The following is a 16334-nucleotide window of genomic DNA, read 5'->3' as shown; positions in this document are numbered from 1 at the left end:
GCGCCGTCGCCCCTGCCCTGGCTTCAGGCCACCGCCAGCGCGCGCCGGTTCGATGCCGATGCCGACGCCGATGCCGATGCCGATGCTGCCGGACGGGCCGCGCCGGCGGTGCGCTGGCCAGTCTCCAGCTTGAACACGCTGACCGTCTCGGCCAGGCGCGCCGATTGCTCCTTCAGCGACTGGGCGGCGGCGGCCGCTTCCTCGACCAGGGCCGCGTTCTGCTGGGTCACCGCATCCATCTCGCTGACCGCCTGGTTGATCTGCTCGATGCCGTTTTCCTGCTCGTGGCTGGCGACCGTGATCTCGCCCATGATGTCGGTGACGCGCTTGACGCTCACCACGATCTCGTCCATGGTGGCGCCGGCCTGGGTCACCAGGCGGCTGCCTTCGTCGACCTTGTTCACCGAGTCGTCGATCAGCGTCTTGATTTCCTTGGCCGCGCTGGCCGAACGCTGGGCCAGGTTGCGCACCTCGCTTGCCACCACGGCGAAGCCGCGGCCCTGCTCGCCGGCGCGCGCCGCCTCGACCGCCGCGTTCAGCGCCAGGATGTTGGTCTGGAAGGCGATGCCGTCGATCACCGAGATGATGTCGACGATCTTGCTGGCCGACGCATGGATGGCGCCCATGGTGTCGACCACGCTGGATACCACGACGCCGCCGCGGGTGGCGACGTCGGAGGCCGAGCGCGCCAGGCCGTTGGCCTGGCGGGCGTGTTCGGCGTTCTGCTTGACGGTCGAGGTCAGTTCTTCCATCGACGAGGCGGTTTCTTCCAGCGAGCTGGCCTGCTGCTCGGTGCGGCTCGACAGGTCGAGGTTGCCCACCGCGATCTCGTCCGAAGCGGTGGCGATGGTGTCGGTGCCGCTGCGCACCTGGCTGACGATGTCGCGCAGGTTCGTGTTCATGTCTTTCAGCGCGCGCAGGAGCTGGCCCGTCTCGTCGGTCGAGGTGACCTCGATCTCGCTGCTCAGGTCACCGGCGGCGACGGTGCGCGCCACTTCCACCGCCTGGTTCAGCGGCTTGACGATCGAGCGCGTGATCAGCCAGGCGATCAGCACCGCGGCCAGCAGGGACACGGCGCCCACGCCCAGCATCAGGGCCATGGCCTGCGAATAGGCTTCACGGCCGCCCGCCTGGTCTGCGGCATTGCGGGTCGCCTGCAGGACGACCATCTCGTCGATCGCCGCGGTCCACGCGCGCATCGCCGGCGCCATCTTCGCGCTCAGGAATTCACGGCCGCCCTCCAGATCGTTGGCGCGGGCAAATACCTCGCCCTGGGCCACCAGCGGCAGCGCGGCCTTGCGCGCGGCGACGATGTTCGCGTGGAGCGTCGTGCCCTCTTCGCTGATGAGCAGTCCGGCGAGCGTGCTTTCCGCCTTGTCGTAGGCTTCCCGGGCGACCCCGATGCTTCGTGCCAGCTCCTGCATCTGCGCCTCGTCCGAGACGATCGTCATGTCGCGTACCGCGATCGAGATCCGGCGCAGGCTGTCGCGCATATTGCTGGCCGCCTCGATGCGGACGTTATTGCCCTCGACGATCCTGACCAGCAGCGCGTCCATGGCTTGCAGTTTCTGGATGCCGGTTCCCAGCACCACGACCAGCAAGGCCAGGACCAGGCCGAATCCGAGCGCGAGGCGCTGGCCGATTTTAAGTTGCTTCAACTGCATCATACTCTCCGTTCTGTGAAGGTGCGCCAGCCAGGTTGCTTATCGGTGCTTGCGCATTTTTATCGATTTGTTATTAAAAAATGCTGCCGCCACGTCCGCGCCCAACCTGAATGGGATCGTCTGCTGCAAGAATTCGATAGATTTGCAAATACGTGTTGGATTCTAGTAGGACAAGTCCTACAACACGAGCACTAAATTGCGATGTGGAAATAATGCAACTAAGATATAAAAATGGCTTATCAAGAAGATAACGCGAGCGGGCGCGGCGAAAATCGCGGGAGGTGTAAGATGAAGCCGTAATGACTACAGGAGCCATCCATGCAGATCAATGTAAATACCGATAACACCATCAACAAGCATCAGGGCCTGGACGAGCACGTCCAGGAAGTCGTGCGCTCCTCCATCGGTCGTTTCGGCGACCAGGTCAACCGTGTTGACGTTCACCTGAGCAATGAGAACAAGGAGAAGAAAGCGGACGGCGGCAATTCCTGCATGCTGGAAGCACGCCTGGCGGGCATCGCGCCGATCGTCATCCACGAGCACGCCACCGACCTGCACCAGGCCATCAACAACGCCGGCGGCAAGCTGGCGCGCGCCCTCGACAGCGCGATCGGCCGCCTGCAGGACAAGCAGCGCGCCGCCTCGATCACGCACACCGAAGATCCAACCGCCGACAAGCACTTGACGGACATGTGATCGTGACCCAATGAAGCGCAGGCCCGTCCGGGCCTGCCTTCAGCCTACACAGCGCTCCCCTCCAGCATCGCCTTCACTTCGCGCAGATAGCGCAAGCCCGCCAGCGCGCGGCTGCCGTACCACGACATCATCTCGCCATCGACGAGCAGCACCGGAATCCCGATCTGTTTTTCCAGCGCGTCCGCGTGCGCCTCGGTGAAGCGGTAGGGTTCGGTCGACAGCAGCACGGCGTCGAGCCCGTCCACCAGGGCTTCGGACCAGTCGAAACGGGGATAGCGCGCCGCTCCCAGCGCGGGCACCCGCCAGCCCAGTTCGGCCAGCATGGCGGCGATATACGTGTCTTTCGACACGCTCATCCACGGGTCTTGCCAGATGCAGTACAGGACTGTGCGCGCCGGGCCGGCCGGCAAGGCGCGCAGCCGCGCCAGTTCTTCCTCGAAGGCCCCGCACCATGCCCCGGCTTGTTCCGGGGCGCCGAAGATGCCGCCCATCAGCCGCGCCAGCGCCAGGTTGTCGTGCGGGGCCAGGGGATGGGTGACCACCACGTGCGGCACGAACTGCGCCAGCGCGTCGACGGTCGGCTTTTCGTTCTCGTCGATGTTGACCACGACGTGGGTCGGCGCCAGCTTGCGGATCTTCTCGAGGTTGACGTCCTTGGTGCCGCCGACCTTGGGGATGTCCGCCACCGCCGCCTTCGGGTGAATGCAGAAACCGGTGCGGCCGACCAGCCGCGGCGCCAGGCCGAGGTCGCACAGCAGCTCGGTGATCGACGGCACCAGCGACACGATGCGGGCGTCCGCGGCCACGGCATGCCGACGGCCCAGCGCGTCGACGAGGAGATTGTCAGAAGTCGTCATGCGATGTTTCACCATTGTTGTTTAAGCCGCGCCGAATACGCATTCCAGGTCCGATAGGCTATCATTTCACCGCTGTAAGGACTCAACCTTACGCGATTCGCTCGAGGCCCCACTTGGAACACATCGGCACCTTCGGTGCTTCCCGTACGACGCTGCGCGACCTGCACCTGTTTCGCGACGAGACCGACCCGGCCATCGCCGCGATGGTGGCCGGCTGCGCGGTCGTGCGCATGGCGCGCGGTCGCCGCATCGATGATGGCGGCCAGGCGCGCCTGTACATCGTCCTGTCGGGCGCGCTCGAGATCGCACCCGACGCCCATGCCGGCGACGAAGGCAACACCAGCCGCATCCTCCCGGGCGAGAGCGTCGGCGAACAGGCGGTGCTGGACGACGCGGCGAACCTGGCGGCGATGACGGCGCTCGAGGACACCGAACTCCTGGTGATCGAGTCCGACATGGTGTGGACCCTGATCGAACGCTCCAGCGTGCTGGCGCGTAACCTGCTGCGCCTGCTGTCCTTCCGCATCCGCGCCACCAACGCCCTGCTGCGCCGGCGCCAGAAGCTGGGCGAATTCTACCGCCAGCTCTCGCTCAACGACCCGCTCACGGGCCTGTACAACCGCGCCTGGCTGGGCGAGATGCTGCCCAAGCTGGCCGCGCGCGCGGCCACCGACGGCAAGGCGCTGTCGCTGGTGATGATCGACCTCGACCACTTCAAGCGCTTCAACGACACCCACGGCCACATCGCCGGCGACGCCGCGCTGGCCGCGGCGGCGAACGTGATCCGCGGCGCGCTGCGCCCGTCCGACTTCGCGGTGCGCTATGGCGGCGAAGAGCTGCTGGCCGTACTGCCCGACACCACGCCGGAACTGGCCGCCGGGGTGGCCGAACGCCTGTGCCGGCGCCTGCGCCTGGCCGTCGTGTTCCCCGACATGCGCCTGCCGCTGCCGCACCTGACCGCCTCCTTCGGCATGGCCAGCCTGGCGCCCGGCGACGACGAGCGCAGCCTGATGGCGGCGGCCGACGCCGCCCTGTACCGCGCCAAGGAGGCGGGACGCGACCGCGTCTGCGCTTGAGGTCGCTTGCCGCCGGCCGTGACTGATCGGCGCGGATGTGCCACCATGCTGGTTGACGCTGTGAAGCAGCACACACAACAACAACACATGAGCACGCATACCTTCCTCTGGCACGACTATGAAACCTTCGGCGCAGTGCCGCGCCGCGACCGCCCGGCCCAGTTCGCCGCGATCCGCACCGACGCCGACCTCAACGAGATCGGCGAGCCGGTCATGCTGTACTGCCAGCCGGCCAACGACTTCCTGCCCGACCCGCAATCCTGCCTGATCACCGGCATCACCCCGCAGCACTGCCTCGAACGCGGCGTGCCCGAACACGAATTCGCGCGCCGCATCGAAGCCGCCTTCAGCGAGCCGGGCACGATCGGCGTCGGCTACAACACGATCCGCTTCGACGACGAGGTCACCCGCTTCCTGTTCTGGCGCAACCTGATCGATCCGTATGCGCGCGAGTGGCAGCACAACTGCGGCCGCTGGGACCTGCTCGACGTGGTGCGCATGGTGTACGCGCTGCGCCCGGAAGGCATCGAATGGCCGACCCGCGAAGACGGCAAGCCGAGCTTCAAGCTGGAACACCTGAGCGCCGCCAACGGGCTGGCCCACGAGGCGGCGCACGATGCGCTGTCCGACGTGCGCGCCACCATCGCGCTGGCGCGCCTGATCCGCGACAGGCAACCGCGCCTGTTCGACTTCTGCCTCGAGCTGCGCCGCAAGGACCGGGTCGCGACCGAGATCGGCCTGCATCTCGACCCGGGCCAGCGCCAGCCTTTCCTGCACGTGTCCGGCATGTTCCCGGTCGAATACGGCTGCCTGGGCCTGGTCTATCCGCTGGCCCAGCATCCGACCAACAAGAACGAGGTGCTGGTCTGGGATTGCCGCCACGACCCGTCCGAACTGTTCGCGCTCGACGCCGACACCATCCGCACCCGCATGTTTACGCGCGCCGGCGACTTGCCCGAAGGCGTGACCCGGCTGCCGATCAAGAGCGTGCACCTGAATAAATCGCCGATGCTGGTCGGGAACCTCAAGACGCTGCGGGCCGACCTGGCCACGCGCTGGGACATCGACCTGGAGCGCGGTCGCGCGCACGCCGCGCTGGCGGCCGGCGGGCCGGACATGCGGGCGATCTGGGCCCAGGTGCTGGCCAAGCCCGGCGCGGGCGAAGCGGTGGACGTCGACGAAGACCTGTACGGCGGCTTCGTCAGCCGCGACGATCGCCGCCAGCTCGAATCCCTGCGCATGCAGAAGCCCGAGGCGCTGGCGCGGCGCGTCAGCTTCGAGGACGAGCGCCTGAACGAACTATTGTTCCGCTACCGCGCGCGCAACTTCCCGCACACGCTTTCGGAAGACGAGATGCAGCTGTGGGAAGCGCACCGGGCGGCGCGGCTGTTCGAGGGCGCGCATGGGGCGCGTACGGTCGACCAGCTGTTTACCGAGATCGATGCCTTGTCGGAGACGGCGGACGAGCGCGCGGAGGAAATCCTCGGCGCCTTGTACGATTACGCCGAGTCGATCGCTCCCGACCGATATTGAACGTGTCGTGGACGGCGGAGGCGTCCACGACCCGGGATCAAGCGTGGCGATATGCGTTGATCGCATCGCGCGTCTCGCGCGCCACGCGCCGCGCCGCTTGGGCGAAATCCTCGCCCTCCTGCGGCGTCGCATACAGGATCGCGCGCGACGAATTGATCATCATGCCCGCGCCAGCCGCCGTGCGGCCGGCCTTGACCGTCGCCTCGACGTCGCCGCCCTGGGCGCCCACGCCCGGGATCAAGAGCGGCATGTCGCCCACCAGCTTGCGCACCTGCGCGATCTCGTCCGGGAAGGTCGCGCCCACCACCAGCGCACACTGGCCGTTGCGGTTCCATTTGTCGGCGACCAGCTGGGCCACGTGCTGGTACAGCGGACGCCCCGCCACGTCCAGGAACTGCAGGTCGGAACCGCCCGCGTTCGAGGTGCGGCACAGCACGATCACGCCGCGGTCCGGCCATTCCATATAGGGCTCGACCGAGTCGAAGCCCATGTAGGGGCTGACCGTCACCGCGTCGGCGCCATAGCGCTCGAAGGCTTCGCGCGCGTACTGGTGGGCGGTAGCGCCGATGTCGCCGCGCTTGGCGTCCAGCACCAGCGGGATGTGCGGGTAGGTGGCGCGCAGGTAGGCGCAGATTTGTTCCAGCTGGTCTTCCGCGCCGAGGGCGGCGAAATAGGCGATCTGCGGCTTGAAGGCGCAGGCCAGGTCGGCGGTCGCGTCGATGATGGCCTTGCAGAACTGGACGATGGCGTCCGGCTGGCCCTGCAAGTGGGCCGGCAGGCGCGCCAGGTCCGGGTCGAGGCCGACGCACAGCAGCGAATCATTGCGGGCCCATGCGGCGGAAAGTTTGTTGATGAAATTCACCTCTAGCCCCTTGTATCTTTGTAAATGCAAACCCATTATTGTACCCGCCGGCGGTCCATCGCCGGGAATCGGCGCCGGCCGGACGCCAAACCGTGTCTGTTTCAGGTATATTTTGATCATTCGACAACTTGACCACACGAACAACATCATGACCCATTCCTTCTTCTTCCGTTGGACCCGTCTCCTCGGCGGCGCCGTCCTGGCCGGCGCCCTGCTGTCCGGCTGCGGCTACAACGAATTCCAGACCAAGGACGAAGCCACCAAGGCGGCATGGAGCGAGGTGGTGAACCAGTACCAGCGCCGCGCCGACCTGATCCCGAACCTGGTCAACACCGTCAAGGGCTACGCCTCGCATGAGAGCGCCACGCTCGAAGCGGTGACCCGCGCCCGCGCCCAGGCCACCAGCTTCCAGATCACGCCCGAGGTGCTGAACAACCCAGAGGCCTTCCAGAAGTTCCAGCAGGTGCAGGGCGAGCTGTCGGGCGCGCTGTCGCGCCTGATGATGGTCTCGGAAAAATACCCCGACCTGAAGGCCGACACGAGCTTCCGCGACCTGCAGTCGCAACTGGAAGGCACCGAAAACCGCATCACGGTGGCGCGCCAGCGCTATATCGCCTCGGTCCAGGATTACAACGTGACCGTGCGTCAGTTCCCCAAGAACTTGACGGCGATGGTGTTCGGCTATGACACCAAGCCGTCGTTCACCGTCGAGAACGAGAAGGCGATTTCGACCGCGCCGACGGTCGACTTCGGCAAGTAAGCGCGGATGGCTGCGCTCTCACGATTCTTCTGCATCCTGCTGCTCGCGCTGGTTGCCACCGCGCCGGCCTTCGCGCAGCTGCAGCCGGTGCCGACGCTGACCACGCGCGTCACCGACCAGGCCGGCATGCTCGACGCCGCCCAGCGTCAACGCCTGGAAGCGGTGCTGGCCGACTACGAAGCCAAGACCGGCAGCCAGATCGCCGTGCTGCTGGTGAAGTCGACCGAGCCCGAAGCGATCGAGCAGTACAGCATCCGCGTCACCGACGCCTGGAAGCTGGGCCGCAAGGGCGTCGACGACGGCGTGCTGCTGCTGGTGGCGCGCGATAACCCCAGTGCGCTGCGCCGGCTGCGCATCGAGGCCGGACGCGGCGTGCAGGGCGTGCTGACCGACGCCCAATCGAAGCGCATCCTGCAGGACGTGATCGCGCCGCACTTCCGGCAACAACACTATTACGAGGGCCTGGTCGCCGGCGTCGGCGCCATCGCCACCCTGCTTAACCAGGAAGCCTTCCCCGCCCCACCGCCGCAGCAACCGCAGCGCCAGGCGGCGGGCGACGGCGGTTTCCCCTTGTGGGCGATCTTCCTGATCATCATCGGCGCCTCCATGCTGCGCTCGGTGTTCCGGCCGCGCCGCGGCCGCACCATCGCCACCCGCCGCGGCCAGTCGCACTGGGGCAGCGCCACCACCGGCTTCGTCCTCGGCAACATCATCGGCAATATGAGCCGCGGCGGCGGAGGCGGCTTCGGCGGCTTCGGCGGCGGCGGCGGTGGCTTCGGCGGCGGCGGATTTTCGGGCGGCGGCGGCAGCTTCGACGGCGGCGGCGCCTCGGGAGACTGGTAATGGGATCGATGACACACAAGATGCGCCGCGCCTGGCGCCACTGGAAGAGCAGCGCCAGCGAGGCGAAACAGTCTTTCCCCGACGCGACCCTGGACGCGATCGCCGAGGCGATCGACCAGGGCGAACGCACCCACCGCGGCGAAGTGCGCCTGATCGTCGAAAAATCGCTGCCGTTCGAGGCGGCCTGGGAAGGCGTCACCAACCGCCAGCGCGCGATCGCCCTGTTCGCCGACTACGGCGTGTGGGACACCGAAGACAATTGCGGCGTGCTGATCTACGTGAACCTGGCCGAGCACAAGGTCGACATCGTGGCCGACCGCGGCATCGACCGCAAGATCGATGCCGCCACCTGGCAGGCCGTATGCCGCACCATGACCGAGGGTTTCAGGCAGGGACGCTTCCATGATGCGACCCTGGCGGCGGTCGACCAGGTCAACGCGCTGCTGCGCCAGCACTTCCCGGCCAGCGGCGAGCGGCCGAACGAGCTGCCCGACCGGCCGGTCATGCTGTAGTCGTTCCGTCCTGTTCGCCGAGCCACTCGCACTCCATGGCGTCGACCTCGGCGATTTCCGCCTTCATGCGGCGCGTCTTATGGTGCGCCCACACCCAGCCGCCAGCCAGCACCAGGGTAACCGCCACCGAAGACCAGACCGCATTCCAGGCGTCGCGCGCCGTGATCAGGCTGACCACCGGCGCCGGCGACAGGGCGATGGTGGTCCAGCGCGTCAGCCGTGCCAGACGCAACCCGAGCAGCGCGCGGCGCCGCCTCAGCTCCAGCCAGTCGCGCAGGCTAGCGCCGCTTGGCTCCTGCAAGGCCTGCACGCGGGTCCAGGTATAGGCGACCATGACGAAGCAACTCACCAGCACATAGAACATCGTCCACGGCAACAGGACGCCCTCGGTATCCGGCAGCGGCCAGCGTGCAACCAGCATGCCGGCAGCTACCGCCGCCAATGCCCATTCGCCCGCGATCGTCCACATGATCAAACGACGCTCGCGCCGCGCGCGCGCGATCATCGCCGTCACGTCGGGCAGCGGCGCGGCGGCCGGCGCATCCGCGCTCCAGGCATCCTGCAGCCTGGCCCATTCATCCGCATCGTTCATCGTTCCTCCAGTCTTTCCTTGAGCGCGGTCTTGGCGCGATTGAGCCGCACGCCGACATTATTGATCGAGATGCCGAGCAGCTCGGCGATCTCGTCGTAGCACATGCCCTCGAGCGCCAGCAGCACCAGCTGGCGCTGCCCGACCGGCAGCTGGCGCAGCGCCGCCAGCAGGCGTTGCTGCTGCTGGCTCAGGCGCGCCAGGGTTTCCGGCCCTGGTTGTTCGTCGGCCCATTCGTCATCCAGCTCCTCATGCTGCGGCTGCGCCACCGCGCGCATGACGTGGCTGGCGCAGCGCCGGTGCGCCACGCCGATCAAATAGGTCTTGAGGCTGGCTTCGCCGCGAAAGGCCGGCAGGGCCTGCCACACGGCGAGCATGATGTCCTGCACGAGGTCTTCGCGCGCGTGGCGGTTGCGCTCGAAGCTGGCGGCGAAGCGCACCAGCATGCCGCCATGCTCGGCCATCACGGCCTCGAAGTGCGGGACTTGCGCTCGATCCATCACAGCCCGAACACAAAGCGTTCGCTGCCCAAACGCCGGCTGCCGAAGGCGATCAACAGCGCAGCGCCACCCAGGCAGCCGGCCACCGACAAGGCCAACAGCTGGGGCGCCACGGCCTGGCCGGCGAGCAGCGCACCCAGGTGCGCGTGCTGGCTGAACATCGGCAGCAGGTGGGCAGCCGTCGACGAGCCGGCCCCCAGCTCGTGCATCATCAGCAGCATCGGCGCCAGTTGCAGCAGGTTGAGATAGATCTGGCCCTCCTTGTGGGTGCGGGCATGCAGCGCCACCACGCATTGCAGGGCGCCCACCAGGAGCGCCAGCGGCAGCAGGATGAGCAGCATCTGCACCAGCAGCCCGGCGTCGGGCGCGAAGGCGATGCCCACTTCGTGCAGCGGCAGGCGTTCGAGCGCCTGCACCGACAGCAGCAGCGCGGCGGCGCAGCTCGCGTAGCCGAACAGCGAGGCGGTCAGCCATTTGCCGATGAAGAGCGTGCCGGGCGCCACCGGCTGCGCCAACAACGCCTCGAGCGAGCGCCGCTCACGCTCGCCGCCGGTGGCGTCCAGGGCCACGTGCGAGCCGCCGACGACCAGGCCGAGCAGCCAGAACAGCGGCAAGGCGCCCAACACCAGCGCCGCCCGTCCGCCCTGCCCGCCCATGTCGCGCAACTGCAGGTGCAAGGCATTGGCGTGGCCGGGCGCCACCCCGGCGCCCAGCAGGCGCTGGCCGGACAGCTGTGCGCCATACTCTGCCACCAGCGCCTGCACGCGCTGGGCCTGGCGCCTGGCGTCGTCGTCGGACATGTCGGCCCACAGGGCCAGCGTGGCCTCGCGCCCCCGCGCCAGTTCGCGCGGCGCCTGCGCCGGCACTTCCAGCACCACCGCGCCCGGCGAAGCCGCGAGCAGGTCCTCGGGCTTCCCGCTGCTCTCCTGCAGCGTGACACCCGCGGCCTCCAGATGCCGAACCAGTCCCGGCGCATGCAGCGCGCCCACCAGGTGCAGCGGCCGCACGCCGGCATCGACCTCGGACGCGATCATCGCCTTGAGCAGGCCCGCCAGCACGAAGGGGCCGAGCAGCGCGAACAGCAGGCCGGCCATCATCGAGCGGCGGTCGCGCAGCGCATCCATCACTTCCTTCGACACCACGATCCACAGACTCTCTATCTTCATGCTGCTATCCCCTCATCGCTGCCGATCACTTCGACGAATGCCTGTTCCAGGCTGCTCCCGCCGGTCTGCGCCAGCAGCGCCGGCGTCGTTCCCGCGAAGCGCACCCGGCCGGCCGCCAGCACCACCACCTGGTCGCACAACTGGGCCGCCTCCTGCATCACATGGGTCGACAGCAGCACCGCCGCGCCACGCACGCGCGCCCGCATCAGGGCCTCGCGCACGGCGCGCGTGCTCATCACGTCCAGGCCGCGCGTGGGCTCGTCCAGCACCAGCACGGCAGGATCATGCAGCAAGGCGCGCGCCAGCGCCACCTTGATGCGCTGGCCGGCCGAAAATCCCTGGTCGGGCGCCCGGCCTCGGCCTCCAGCCCCACCTCCCGGACGACGCGCTCGATGGCGCGCTCCAGCATGGCGCCGCGCATGCCGTGCAGGCGGCCGAAGTAGCGCAGGTGGTCGCGCGGCGTGAGCCGTTCATAGAGCCCGAATTCGTCGGTGACGATGCCGAGCCGGCGCCGCGCGGCGAGCGGCGCGCGCGTCACGTCGATGCCGTCGATGGCGACCATGCCGCTGTCCGGCGCCAGCAGGCCATACAGGATGCGCAGGCAGGTCGACTTGCCGGCGCCATTCGGCCCCAGCAGCGCGGTGATGGCGCCGGGGCGGGCCGTGAAGCTGACCTCGTCCAGGGCCTGCAAGGTCTTGAAACGCTTGCCGATATGGTTCACGACGATCATGGCGCGCTCCTCACAGGGTGGGCTGGCCGTCGGCCAGCACGAATGGTGGCCGGCGAATCGCCGCCAGGCAGGCGCCATCCACGGCGGCAGGATCGGCGTGCTCGAGGAAGGCGGCGATCAGGCGCGGCGCGCAACCGGCGCCGCTGAACGTATGGCCGGCGCCGGCGGCCACCAGCACCCGGCTGTGGCGCAGGGTGCGCGCCGCCAGGTGGGCATTTTCCGGCGGCGTGACCGGATCGAGGCCGCCCGCCAGCAGCAGGGTCGGAACGTCGGACACCACGGCGCGCGTCAGTGCGGCATCTGGCCGCGCGGCCGGCCACACCGCGCACCAGTCGCGCCAGCCCCTGGCATAGGCTTCGCCGAAGCGGCTGCCGGCGGCGTCCCGGCGCATGGCGGCGGCGTCGAGGAATGGCGCTTCTTCGGCGCACAGCACCGACAAGGTCTGGCCGAAGGTCATGCCTTCCAGGCTCCAGCCGGCCAGGGCGTCGTACAGGGCGAGCAGCGGCTGCGGCCGGCCATTGGCGGCGGCGTGGATGGCGAACGGCAGCACGCTGGCATGCTGGGCGCTGTACATGGCGCCGCGCAGCAGTTGCGGCACCGCCTCGGCCTGGTGCTGGCCGAGGGCCGGCAGCGCCAGCACGGCGTCGAGCTCGCGCGCCAGGTTCGGGAAGGCCCGGGCGCAGCCCTGGTCGGCGGCGCAGTCGGCCAGCAGGCGCTCGAGCGCAGCCTGGGCGTGACGCGACGACAGCAGGATGCGGGCATTGGGCGGCGCCACCGAATCGAGCACCATGCCGCGCACGCTGCCGGGGTAGCGCCGCGCATACAGCAGCGCGGTGCGGGTGCCGTACGAACCGCCCCACAGGCTGAACTGGCGGTAGCCGAGCGCGCGCCGCAAGTCCTCGAAATCGGCCAGCGCGGCTTCGGTATGGAAGTGGCGCGGGTCGGCGTCGAGTCCTGCCAGGCAGGCGCGCAGGCTGGCCTGGACGGCAGCCGTGTCGCCTCGCGCGATCGCCTCCTCGGGCATCGGGCAGCGCAGCGGGGTTGACCTGCCGGTGCCGCGCTGGTCGACCAGCAGGATGTCGCGGCGCTTCCTCGCTTCACGGAAGGCGCTGGCCAGGAGCGGCCCGTAATCCATGGCGGCCTGGCCCGGACCGCCGGCCAGCACCAGCAGCGGGTCGGACGCCGGCGGTTTCGCGGTGGCCTTGAGGCGGGCGAAGTGAATCGTGATGCTGCGGCCGGCCGGCTTGGCGCGGTCTTCCGGCACCTGCAGCGTGCCGCACTCGACCCGCTCGGGGAAGTGCGGCAGGTGGCACGGTTCCAGCGCGGCGGCCATGCCGGAATACAGCAGCATCGCCAGGAACAGGGTCCAGGCGAGGGCGAGATGCTTGCGGGTCATTTTTATTCTCGTTGTGGTGGAGATACCCGTGTAGTCGTGCCGTGCGTGGAAAACTTACACGCGCAGCGAAGATCATGCATGGCGGGTAGCCACGCCGAGTGGTTAGAATGGCGGCCTTTGCCTCTCTACGAAAGCCTGCCATGAAACTCCATCAGAAGATTGCCATCGTCACCGGCGCCAGCCAGGGCATCGGCCTGGCCTGCGCCCAGCGCCTGGTGCGCGAAGGCGCGCGCGTGATGCTCGTCGACCTCAAGCCGGAAGTCGAGCAGGCCGCCGCCAGCCTGGGCGAAGCCGCCCGGTTCTTCCGCGCCGACGTCGGCGTCAAGAAAGAGGTCGATGCGATGGTCCAGGCCACGCTCGACGCGTTCGGGCGCATCGACATCCTGGTCAACAACGCAGGCGTGACCCACGCGGCCGACTTCCTCGACCTGGAAGAAGACGATTTCGACCGCGTGCTGCGCGTCAACCTGAAATCGATGTTCCTGTGCAGCCAGGCGGCGGCGCGCGACATGGTGAAACGGGGCGAAGGCGGCTGCATCATCAATATGTCGAGCGTCAACGCCGAGCTGACCATCCCGAACCAGGTGCCCTACGTGGTGTCGAAAGGCGGCGTCAACCAGTTGACCCGGGTGGCGTCGATCGCCCTGGCCCACTATGGCATCCGCGTCAATGCGATCGGCCCGGGCACCATCCTGACCGAACTGGCCAGGCAGGCCGTGCTGGGCAGCCCGGAGGCGCGTCACACCATCCTGTCGCGCACGCCGCTGGGCCGCTGCGGCGAGCCGGAAGAAGTCGCCTCGATCGCCGCCTTCCTGGCCAGCGACGACGCCTCGTACATGACCGGCCAGACGCTGTACGCCGACGGCGGCCGCATGGCGCTGAACTACACGGTGCCGGTACGCGACTGACAACGACCGAAACGGGGCAGATATTACTTTAACGCATGTCTGGTATCCGAACTCGCAATTGGACACCCGAATGGCCGACCCCGATAATTACACCTGTCTCCACTATTCTCCTCCAAGAAAATAGTTTTGAGCCCGCGCAAGAGCGGGCTTTTTTTTTGCCTGAAACGGACAGAAAGGCTGCTGCTACGTAGTTCTACGTATAACCCACACGCATGACGCGACGGCGTCCGCCGGTCATTTGATACCGCCAGAACTTTGCGCTTGGTCACAATCGCGTCACAAACTCTCCCTATACTAAGAATCACCTGTCATACACGCAACCGATATGCCTGATGACAGCAGGTGTGCAGCGCCCGGGGTGCTACACACCAACCGATTTCGCATCTCTTGGCCCGATCTTGGGTTGTGCCCGCCACCGGCGGGCATTTTTTTGGATGATGCGCATGCTTTGGGGAACCATATCCGTTGCACATTGGTCCTATTCTCTGCCCCGGCGCAACTCGCAGCAAAAAAATTGTCACAGCGCTTGAAGCCGTCGCTGATTTGACTATCATAAAGTTCGCGCTTCCGATTCGGCCACCGGTCGGAAGACCACGTACCACGAAACGTCCAAGGGAACCCGTCCTATGAACCTACGTGTACCAGCCAGCGCCGCCCCCGACACTTGCCGCCGCCATCATGAAGACGGCGACCTCGTCCTGAGCGAACTCAATCCGCGCACCGTCGTCGACACGCTCGACAGCGACGGCACGCCGCTCAACCTGCTCACCTTCGGCAGCGTCCGCGAAGTCTGCCCCAAGTGCCAGCAAGCCCACCTGAAGCTGGTCCTGCGACAGGGCAGTGTGCGCATGGCCCACCTGTTCTGTGCCGATTGCGAAAGCTGTTTCGACGCCCATTACGCAGACGGCGCGCCGGCCCTGACGATCTGATCTGGCATTAGCGTGCGGGCAATTGGCTGCAAGCGTGGTATGGTTGCCGCTCTACGCGTCACCTTACGCATCCACCTACCCCGTTCGCCTCGATGCCCGCCCTGTCGTCCCTGCTGCAGCCCCCACCCACAGTCCGCCGCGCCCTGCATGGCTTCGCCCTGCTCGGGCTGCTGGCCATCCTGGTGGCGGGCTCGATCCCCGGCGCCCGCGCCGAGGTCGGCGCCTATGCATCCGGTGTGGTTCTGCATGGCATGACCTACGCCGTCCTGGCCGCCTTGTGGTTCCTGGGCGCCACCGGCACGCCGCTGCAGCGCGCCCTGAAGGCGATGCTGGCCATCGCGCTGATGGGCGCGGTCGACGAATGGGTACAAAGTTTCTTCCCGTATCGCTCGGGCGACGTGCGCGACTGGCTGGTCGACGTCACGGCCGCCACCCTCGCCTCCACCGTGCTGGCGGTGCTGGCCAGCCTCGCGCCGCGGCCGGCGCCGGCGGCGCGTCGGCGCTGACCATCATCCTCTGTTCGGGTTCCGCAAAGAACCCTCCAGCTTGATCCAACCGGCCTCCAAAGGAAGTCAGCTGGAACGCTGCCGCACTTCCCGCCTCTTATCCTCGTGGCGCGCGGCATCGTCACATCCCCACTAAACATCCAAACGAGGAGTTGATCATGAAGCAAACACACCAGAGCGTGGCCATGGCGGGCCTGCTGGCGGTCGCGCTCGCCATTTCGGGGTGCGCCGCCATGCGTGGCGAAGCGTCCAGCGGATCGTCGTCGAGTGGCGCCAGCGGCGCCAGCGGCAGCACCGGAACCAGCGACTACGGCGCGGGCTCCAGCGGCACCTCGGGCACCTCGGGCAGCAGCGGCACCTCGGGCAGCAGCGGCACGACCACCGAGAGCATCCAGGACGGCGCCGGCGTCTCGGGCAGCTCCGACACGTCGGGCAGCTCGGGCAGCTCCGGCGCCAGCGGCTCCGGCACCTCCAGCATGCAGGACGACGGCAGCGGCAGCGCCTCGACCGCGGGCGCGGCCGCGGCCAGCGCGGCGCCCAACAGCACCGTGCTGGCGATCGAGGTCCTGCCGGCATCGAGCGGCATCACCGAGGGCGATTCGTCGATGGGCAGCAGCGGCGCCGCCGGCGCTACCGGCAGCAGCCAGTCCTATCGCGTCACGGTGCGCATGGACGACGGCAGCACGCAGGTGGTCACCCACGGCGCCACGCCCGACTTCCGCAGCGGCGACCGTGTCAACGTGACGGGTGGCGCCATCCAGCGCTAGCCGGGCCGCGCCGCCGGGTGGACCGGCCGTCCACCCGTGA

18 protein-coding genes and 1 pseudogene are annotated in these 16334 nt (G+C 67.9%); 10 read left to right on the top strand and 9 right to left on the bottom strand.

All coding sequences use genetic code 11. From position 1 onward, the window contains the following. Positions 1 to 23: 23 nt before the first annotated feature. On the bottom strand, positions 24 to 1664 hold the full coding sequence (locus KY496_RS25330; RefSeq protein WP_219862995.1) for a methyl-accepting chemotaxis protein: 1641 nt from the start codon (positions 1662 to 1664) through the stop codon (positions 24 to 26). 318 nt (positions 1665 to 1982) lie between these two features. On the opposite strand from KY496_RS25330, the gene KY496_RS25325 reads away from it, so the two are divergent. Then, a complete protein-coding gene (locus KY496_RS25325) occupies positions 1983 to 2360 on the top strand; it encodes an HPF/RaiA family ribosome-associated protein (RefSeq protein ID WP_005668793.1) in 378 nt (125 codons plus the stop codon). Positions 2361 to 2404: 44 nt separating this feature from the next. Here the strand turns inward: KY496_RS25325 and KY496_RS25320 are convergent, their stop codons facing one another. Beyond that, complete coding sequence (locus tag KY496_RS25320) at positions 2405 to 3217, bottom strand: helical backbone metal receptor (RefSeq protein ID WP_219862994.1); 813 nt, start codon at positions 3215 to 3217, stop codon at positions 2405 to 2407. Between the two features lie 113 nt (positions 3218 to 3330). Here KY496_RS25320 and KY496_RS25315 point away from each other — a divergent pair, with 113 nt between their 5' ends. Continuing rightward, the gene (locus KY496_RS25315; RefSeq protein ID WP_219862992.1) at positions 3331 to 4293 is read left to right on the top strand and encodes a GGDEF domain-containing protein; all 963 of its coding nucleotides are present in this window, start codon (positions 3331 to 3333) and stop codon (positions 4291 to 4293) included. Between the two features lie 87 nt (positions 4294 to 4380). Continuing rightward, a complete protein-coding gene (gene sbcB / locus KY496_RS25310; protein ID WP_219862990.1) occupies positions 4381 to 5826 on the top strand; it encodes an exodeoxyribonuclease I in 1446 nt (481 codons plus the stop codon). A gap of 37 nt (positions 5827 to 5863) precedes the next feature. Here sbcB and pyrF read toward each other — a convergent pair whose 3' ends face one another. Next, positions 5864 to 6688 carry an orotidine-5'-phosphate decarboxylase gene (gene pyrF / locus KY496_RS25305; RefSeq protein WP_040777044.1) on the bottom strand — a complete coding sequence of 275 codons (825 nt, stop codon included), beginning with the start codon at positions 6686 to 6688 and terminating at the stop codon, positions 5864 to 5866. A 148-nt stretch (positions 6689 to 6836) separates the two neighbouring features. Here pyrF and KY496_RS25300 point away from each other — a divergent pair, with 148 nt between their 5' ends. From KY496_RS25300 to KY496_RS25290, 3 genes are read left to right on the top strand one after another with little or no spacing between them, the layout of a single operon-like run. Then, on the top strand, positions 6837 to 7448 hold the full coding sequence (locus KY496_RS25300) for a LemA family protein (protein WP_005668788.1): 612 nt from the start codon (positions 6837 to 6839) through the stop codon (positions 7446 to 7448). A 6-nt stretch (positions 7449 to 7454) separates the two neighbouring features. Next, positions 7455 to 8291, top strand: coding sequence for a YgcG family protein (locus KY496_RS25295; RefSeq protein ID WP_219862988.1), 837 nt, complete (start codon positions 7455 to 7457; stop codon positions 8289 to 8291). Next, positions 8291 to 8803: a TPM domain-containing protein gene (locus KY496_RS25290; RefSeq protein ID WP_219862986.1), complete on the top strand. Its 513-nt coding sequence runs from the start codon at positions 8291 to 8293 to the stop codon at positions 8801 to 8803. The genes KY496_RS25295 and KY496_RS25290 overlap by 1 nt, the downstream gene beginning before the upstream one ends. Here the strand turns inward: KY496_RS25290 and KY496_RS25285 are convergent. The 6 genes and pseudogenes from KY496_RS25285 to KY496_RS25265 all read right to left on the bottom strand — a co-directional run bounded on the left by KY496_RS25285 (position 8793) and on the right by KY496_RS25265 (position 13184). Continuing rightward, on the bottom strand, positions 8793 to 9395 hold the full coding sequence (locus tag KY496_RS25285; RefSeq protein ID WP_219862984.1) for a hypothetical protein: 603 nt from the start codon (positions 9393 to 9395) through the stop codon (positions 8793 to 8795). The genes KY496_RS25290 and KY496_RS25285 overlap by 11 nt on opposite strands. Then, positions 9392 to 9892, bottom strand: coding sequence for an RNA polymerase sigma factor (locus KY496_RS25280; RefSeq protein ID WP_219862982.1), 501 nt, complete (start codon positions 9890 to 9892; stop codon positions 9392 to 9394). Before KY496_RS25280 ends, KY496_RS25285 begins: the two co-directional genes overlap by 4 nt. After that, positions 9892 to 11058 (bottom strand): ABC transporter permease, encoded by a 1167-nt coding sequence (locus KY496_RS25275; protein ID WP_219862980.1) that lies wholly within the window; start codon positions 11056 to 11058, stop codon positions 9892 to 9894. The genes KY496_RS25280 and KY496_RS25275 overlap by 1 nt, the downstream gene beginning before the upstream one ends. After that, complete coding sequence (locus tag KY496_RS27245; protein ID WP_229520556.1) at positions 11055 to 11351, bottom strand: hypothetical protein; 297 nt, start codon at positions 11349 to 11351, stop codon at positions 11055 to 11057. Before KY496_RS27245 ends, KY496_RS25275 begins: the two co-directional genes overlap by 4 nt. 18 nt (positions 11352 to 11369) lie before the next feature. After that, positions 11370 to 11788: pseudogene (locus KY496_RS27240) on the bottom strand (ATP-binding cassette domain-containing protein); the annotation flags it as partial. Between the two features lie 10 nt (positions 11789 to 11798). Further along, the gene (locus KY496_RS25265) at positions 11799 to 13184 is read right to left on the bottom strand and encodes an alpha/beta hydrolase (protein ID WP_005668775.1); all 1386 of its coding nucleotides are present in this window, start codon (positions 13182 to 13184) and stop codon (positions 11799 to 11801) included. Positions 13185 to 13324: 140 nt separating this feature from the next. Between KY496_RS25265 and KY496_RS25260 the strand changes: the two genes are divergently transcribed. From KY496_RS25260 to KY496_RS25245, 4 genes are all read left to right on the top strand, one after another. Further along, a complete protein-coding gene (locus KY496_RS25260; RefSeq protein ID WP_219862978.1) occupies positions 13325 to 14092 on the top strand; it encodes an SDR family NAD(P)-dependent oxidoreductase in 768 nt (255 codons plus the stop codon). A gap of 626 nt (positions 14093 to 14718) precedes the next feature. Beyond that, positions 14719 to 15021 (top strand): hypothetical protein, encoded by a 303-nt coding sequence (locus KY496_RS25255; protein WP_219862977.1) that lies wholly within the window; start codon positions 14719 to 14721, stop codon positions 15019 to 15021. Positions 15022 to 15113: 92 nt separating this feature from the next. Further along, positions 15114 to 15527, top strand: coding sequence for a VanZ family protein (locus KY496_RS25250; protein ID WP_219862975.1), 414 nt, complete (start codon positions 15114 to 15116; stop codon positions 15525 to 15527). A 158-nt stretch (positions 15528 to 15685) separates the two neighbouring features. After that, complete coding sequence (locus KY496_RS25245; RefSeq protein WP_219862973.1) at positions 15686 to 16294, top strand: hypothetical protein; 609 nt, start codon at positions 15686 to 15688, stop codon at positions 16292 to 16294. Positions 16295 to 16334 lie beyond the last annotated feature (40 nt).

This window comes from Massilia sp. NP310 (assembly GCF_019443485.1).
Taxonomy (GTDB): domain Bacteria; phylum Pseudomonadota; class Gammaproteobacteria; order Burkholderiales; family Burkholderiaceae_D; genus Telluria; species Telluria timonae.
The sequence above is the reverse complement of the archived record's forward strand: the minus strand, read 5'-3'. Positions and strand labels throughout refer to the sequence as shown.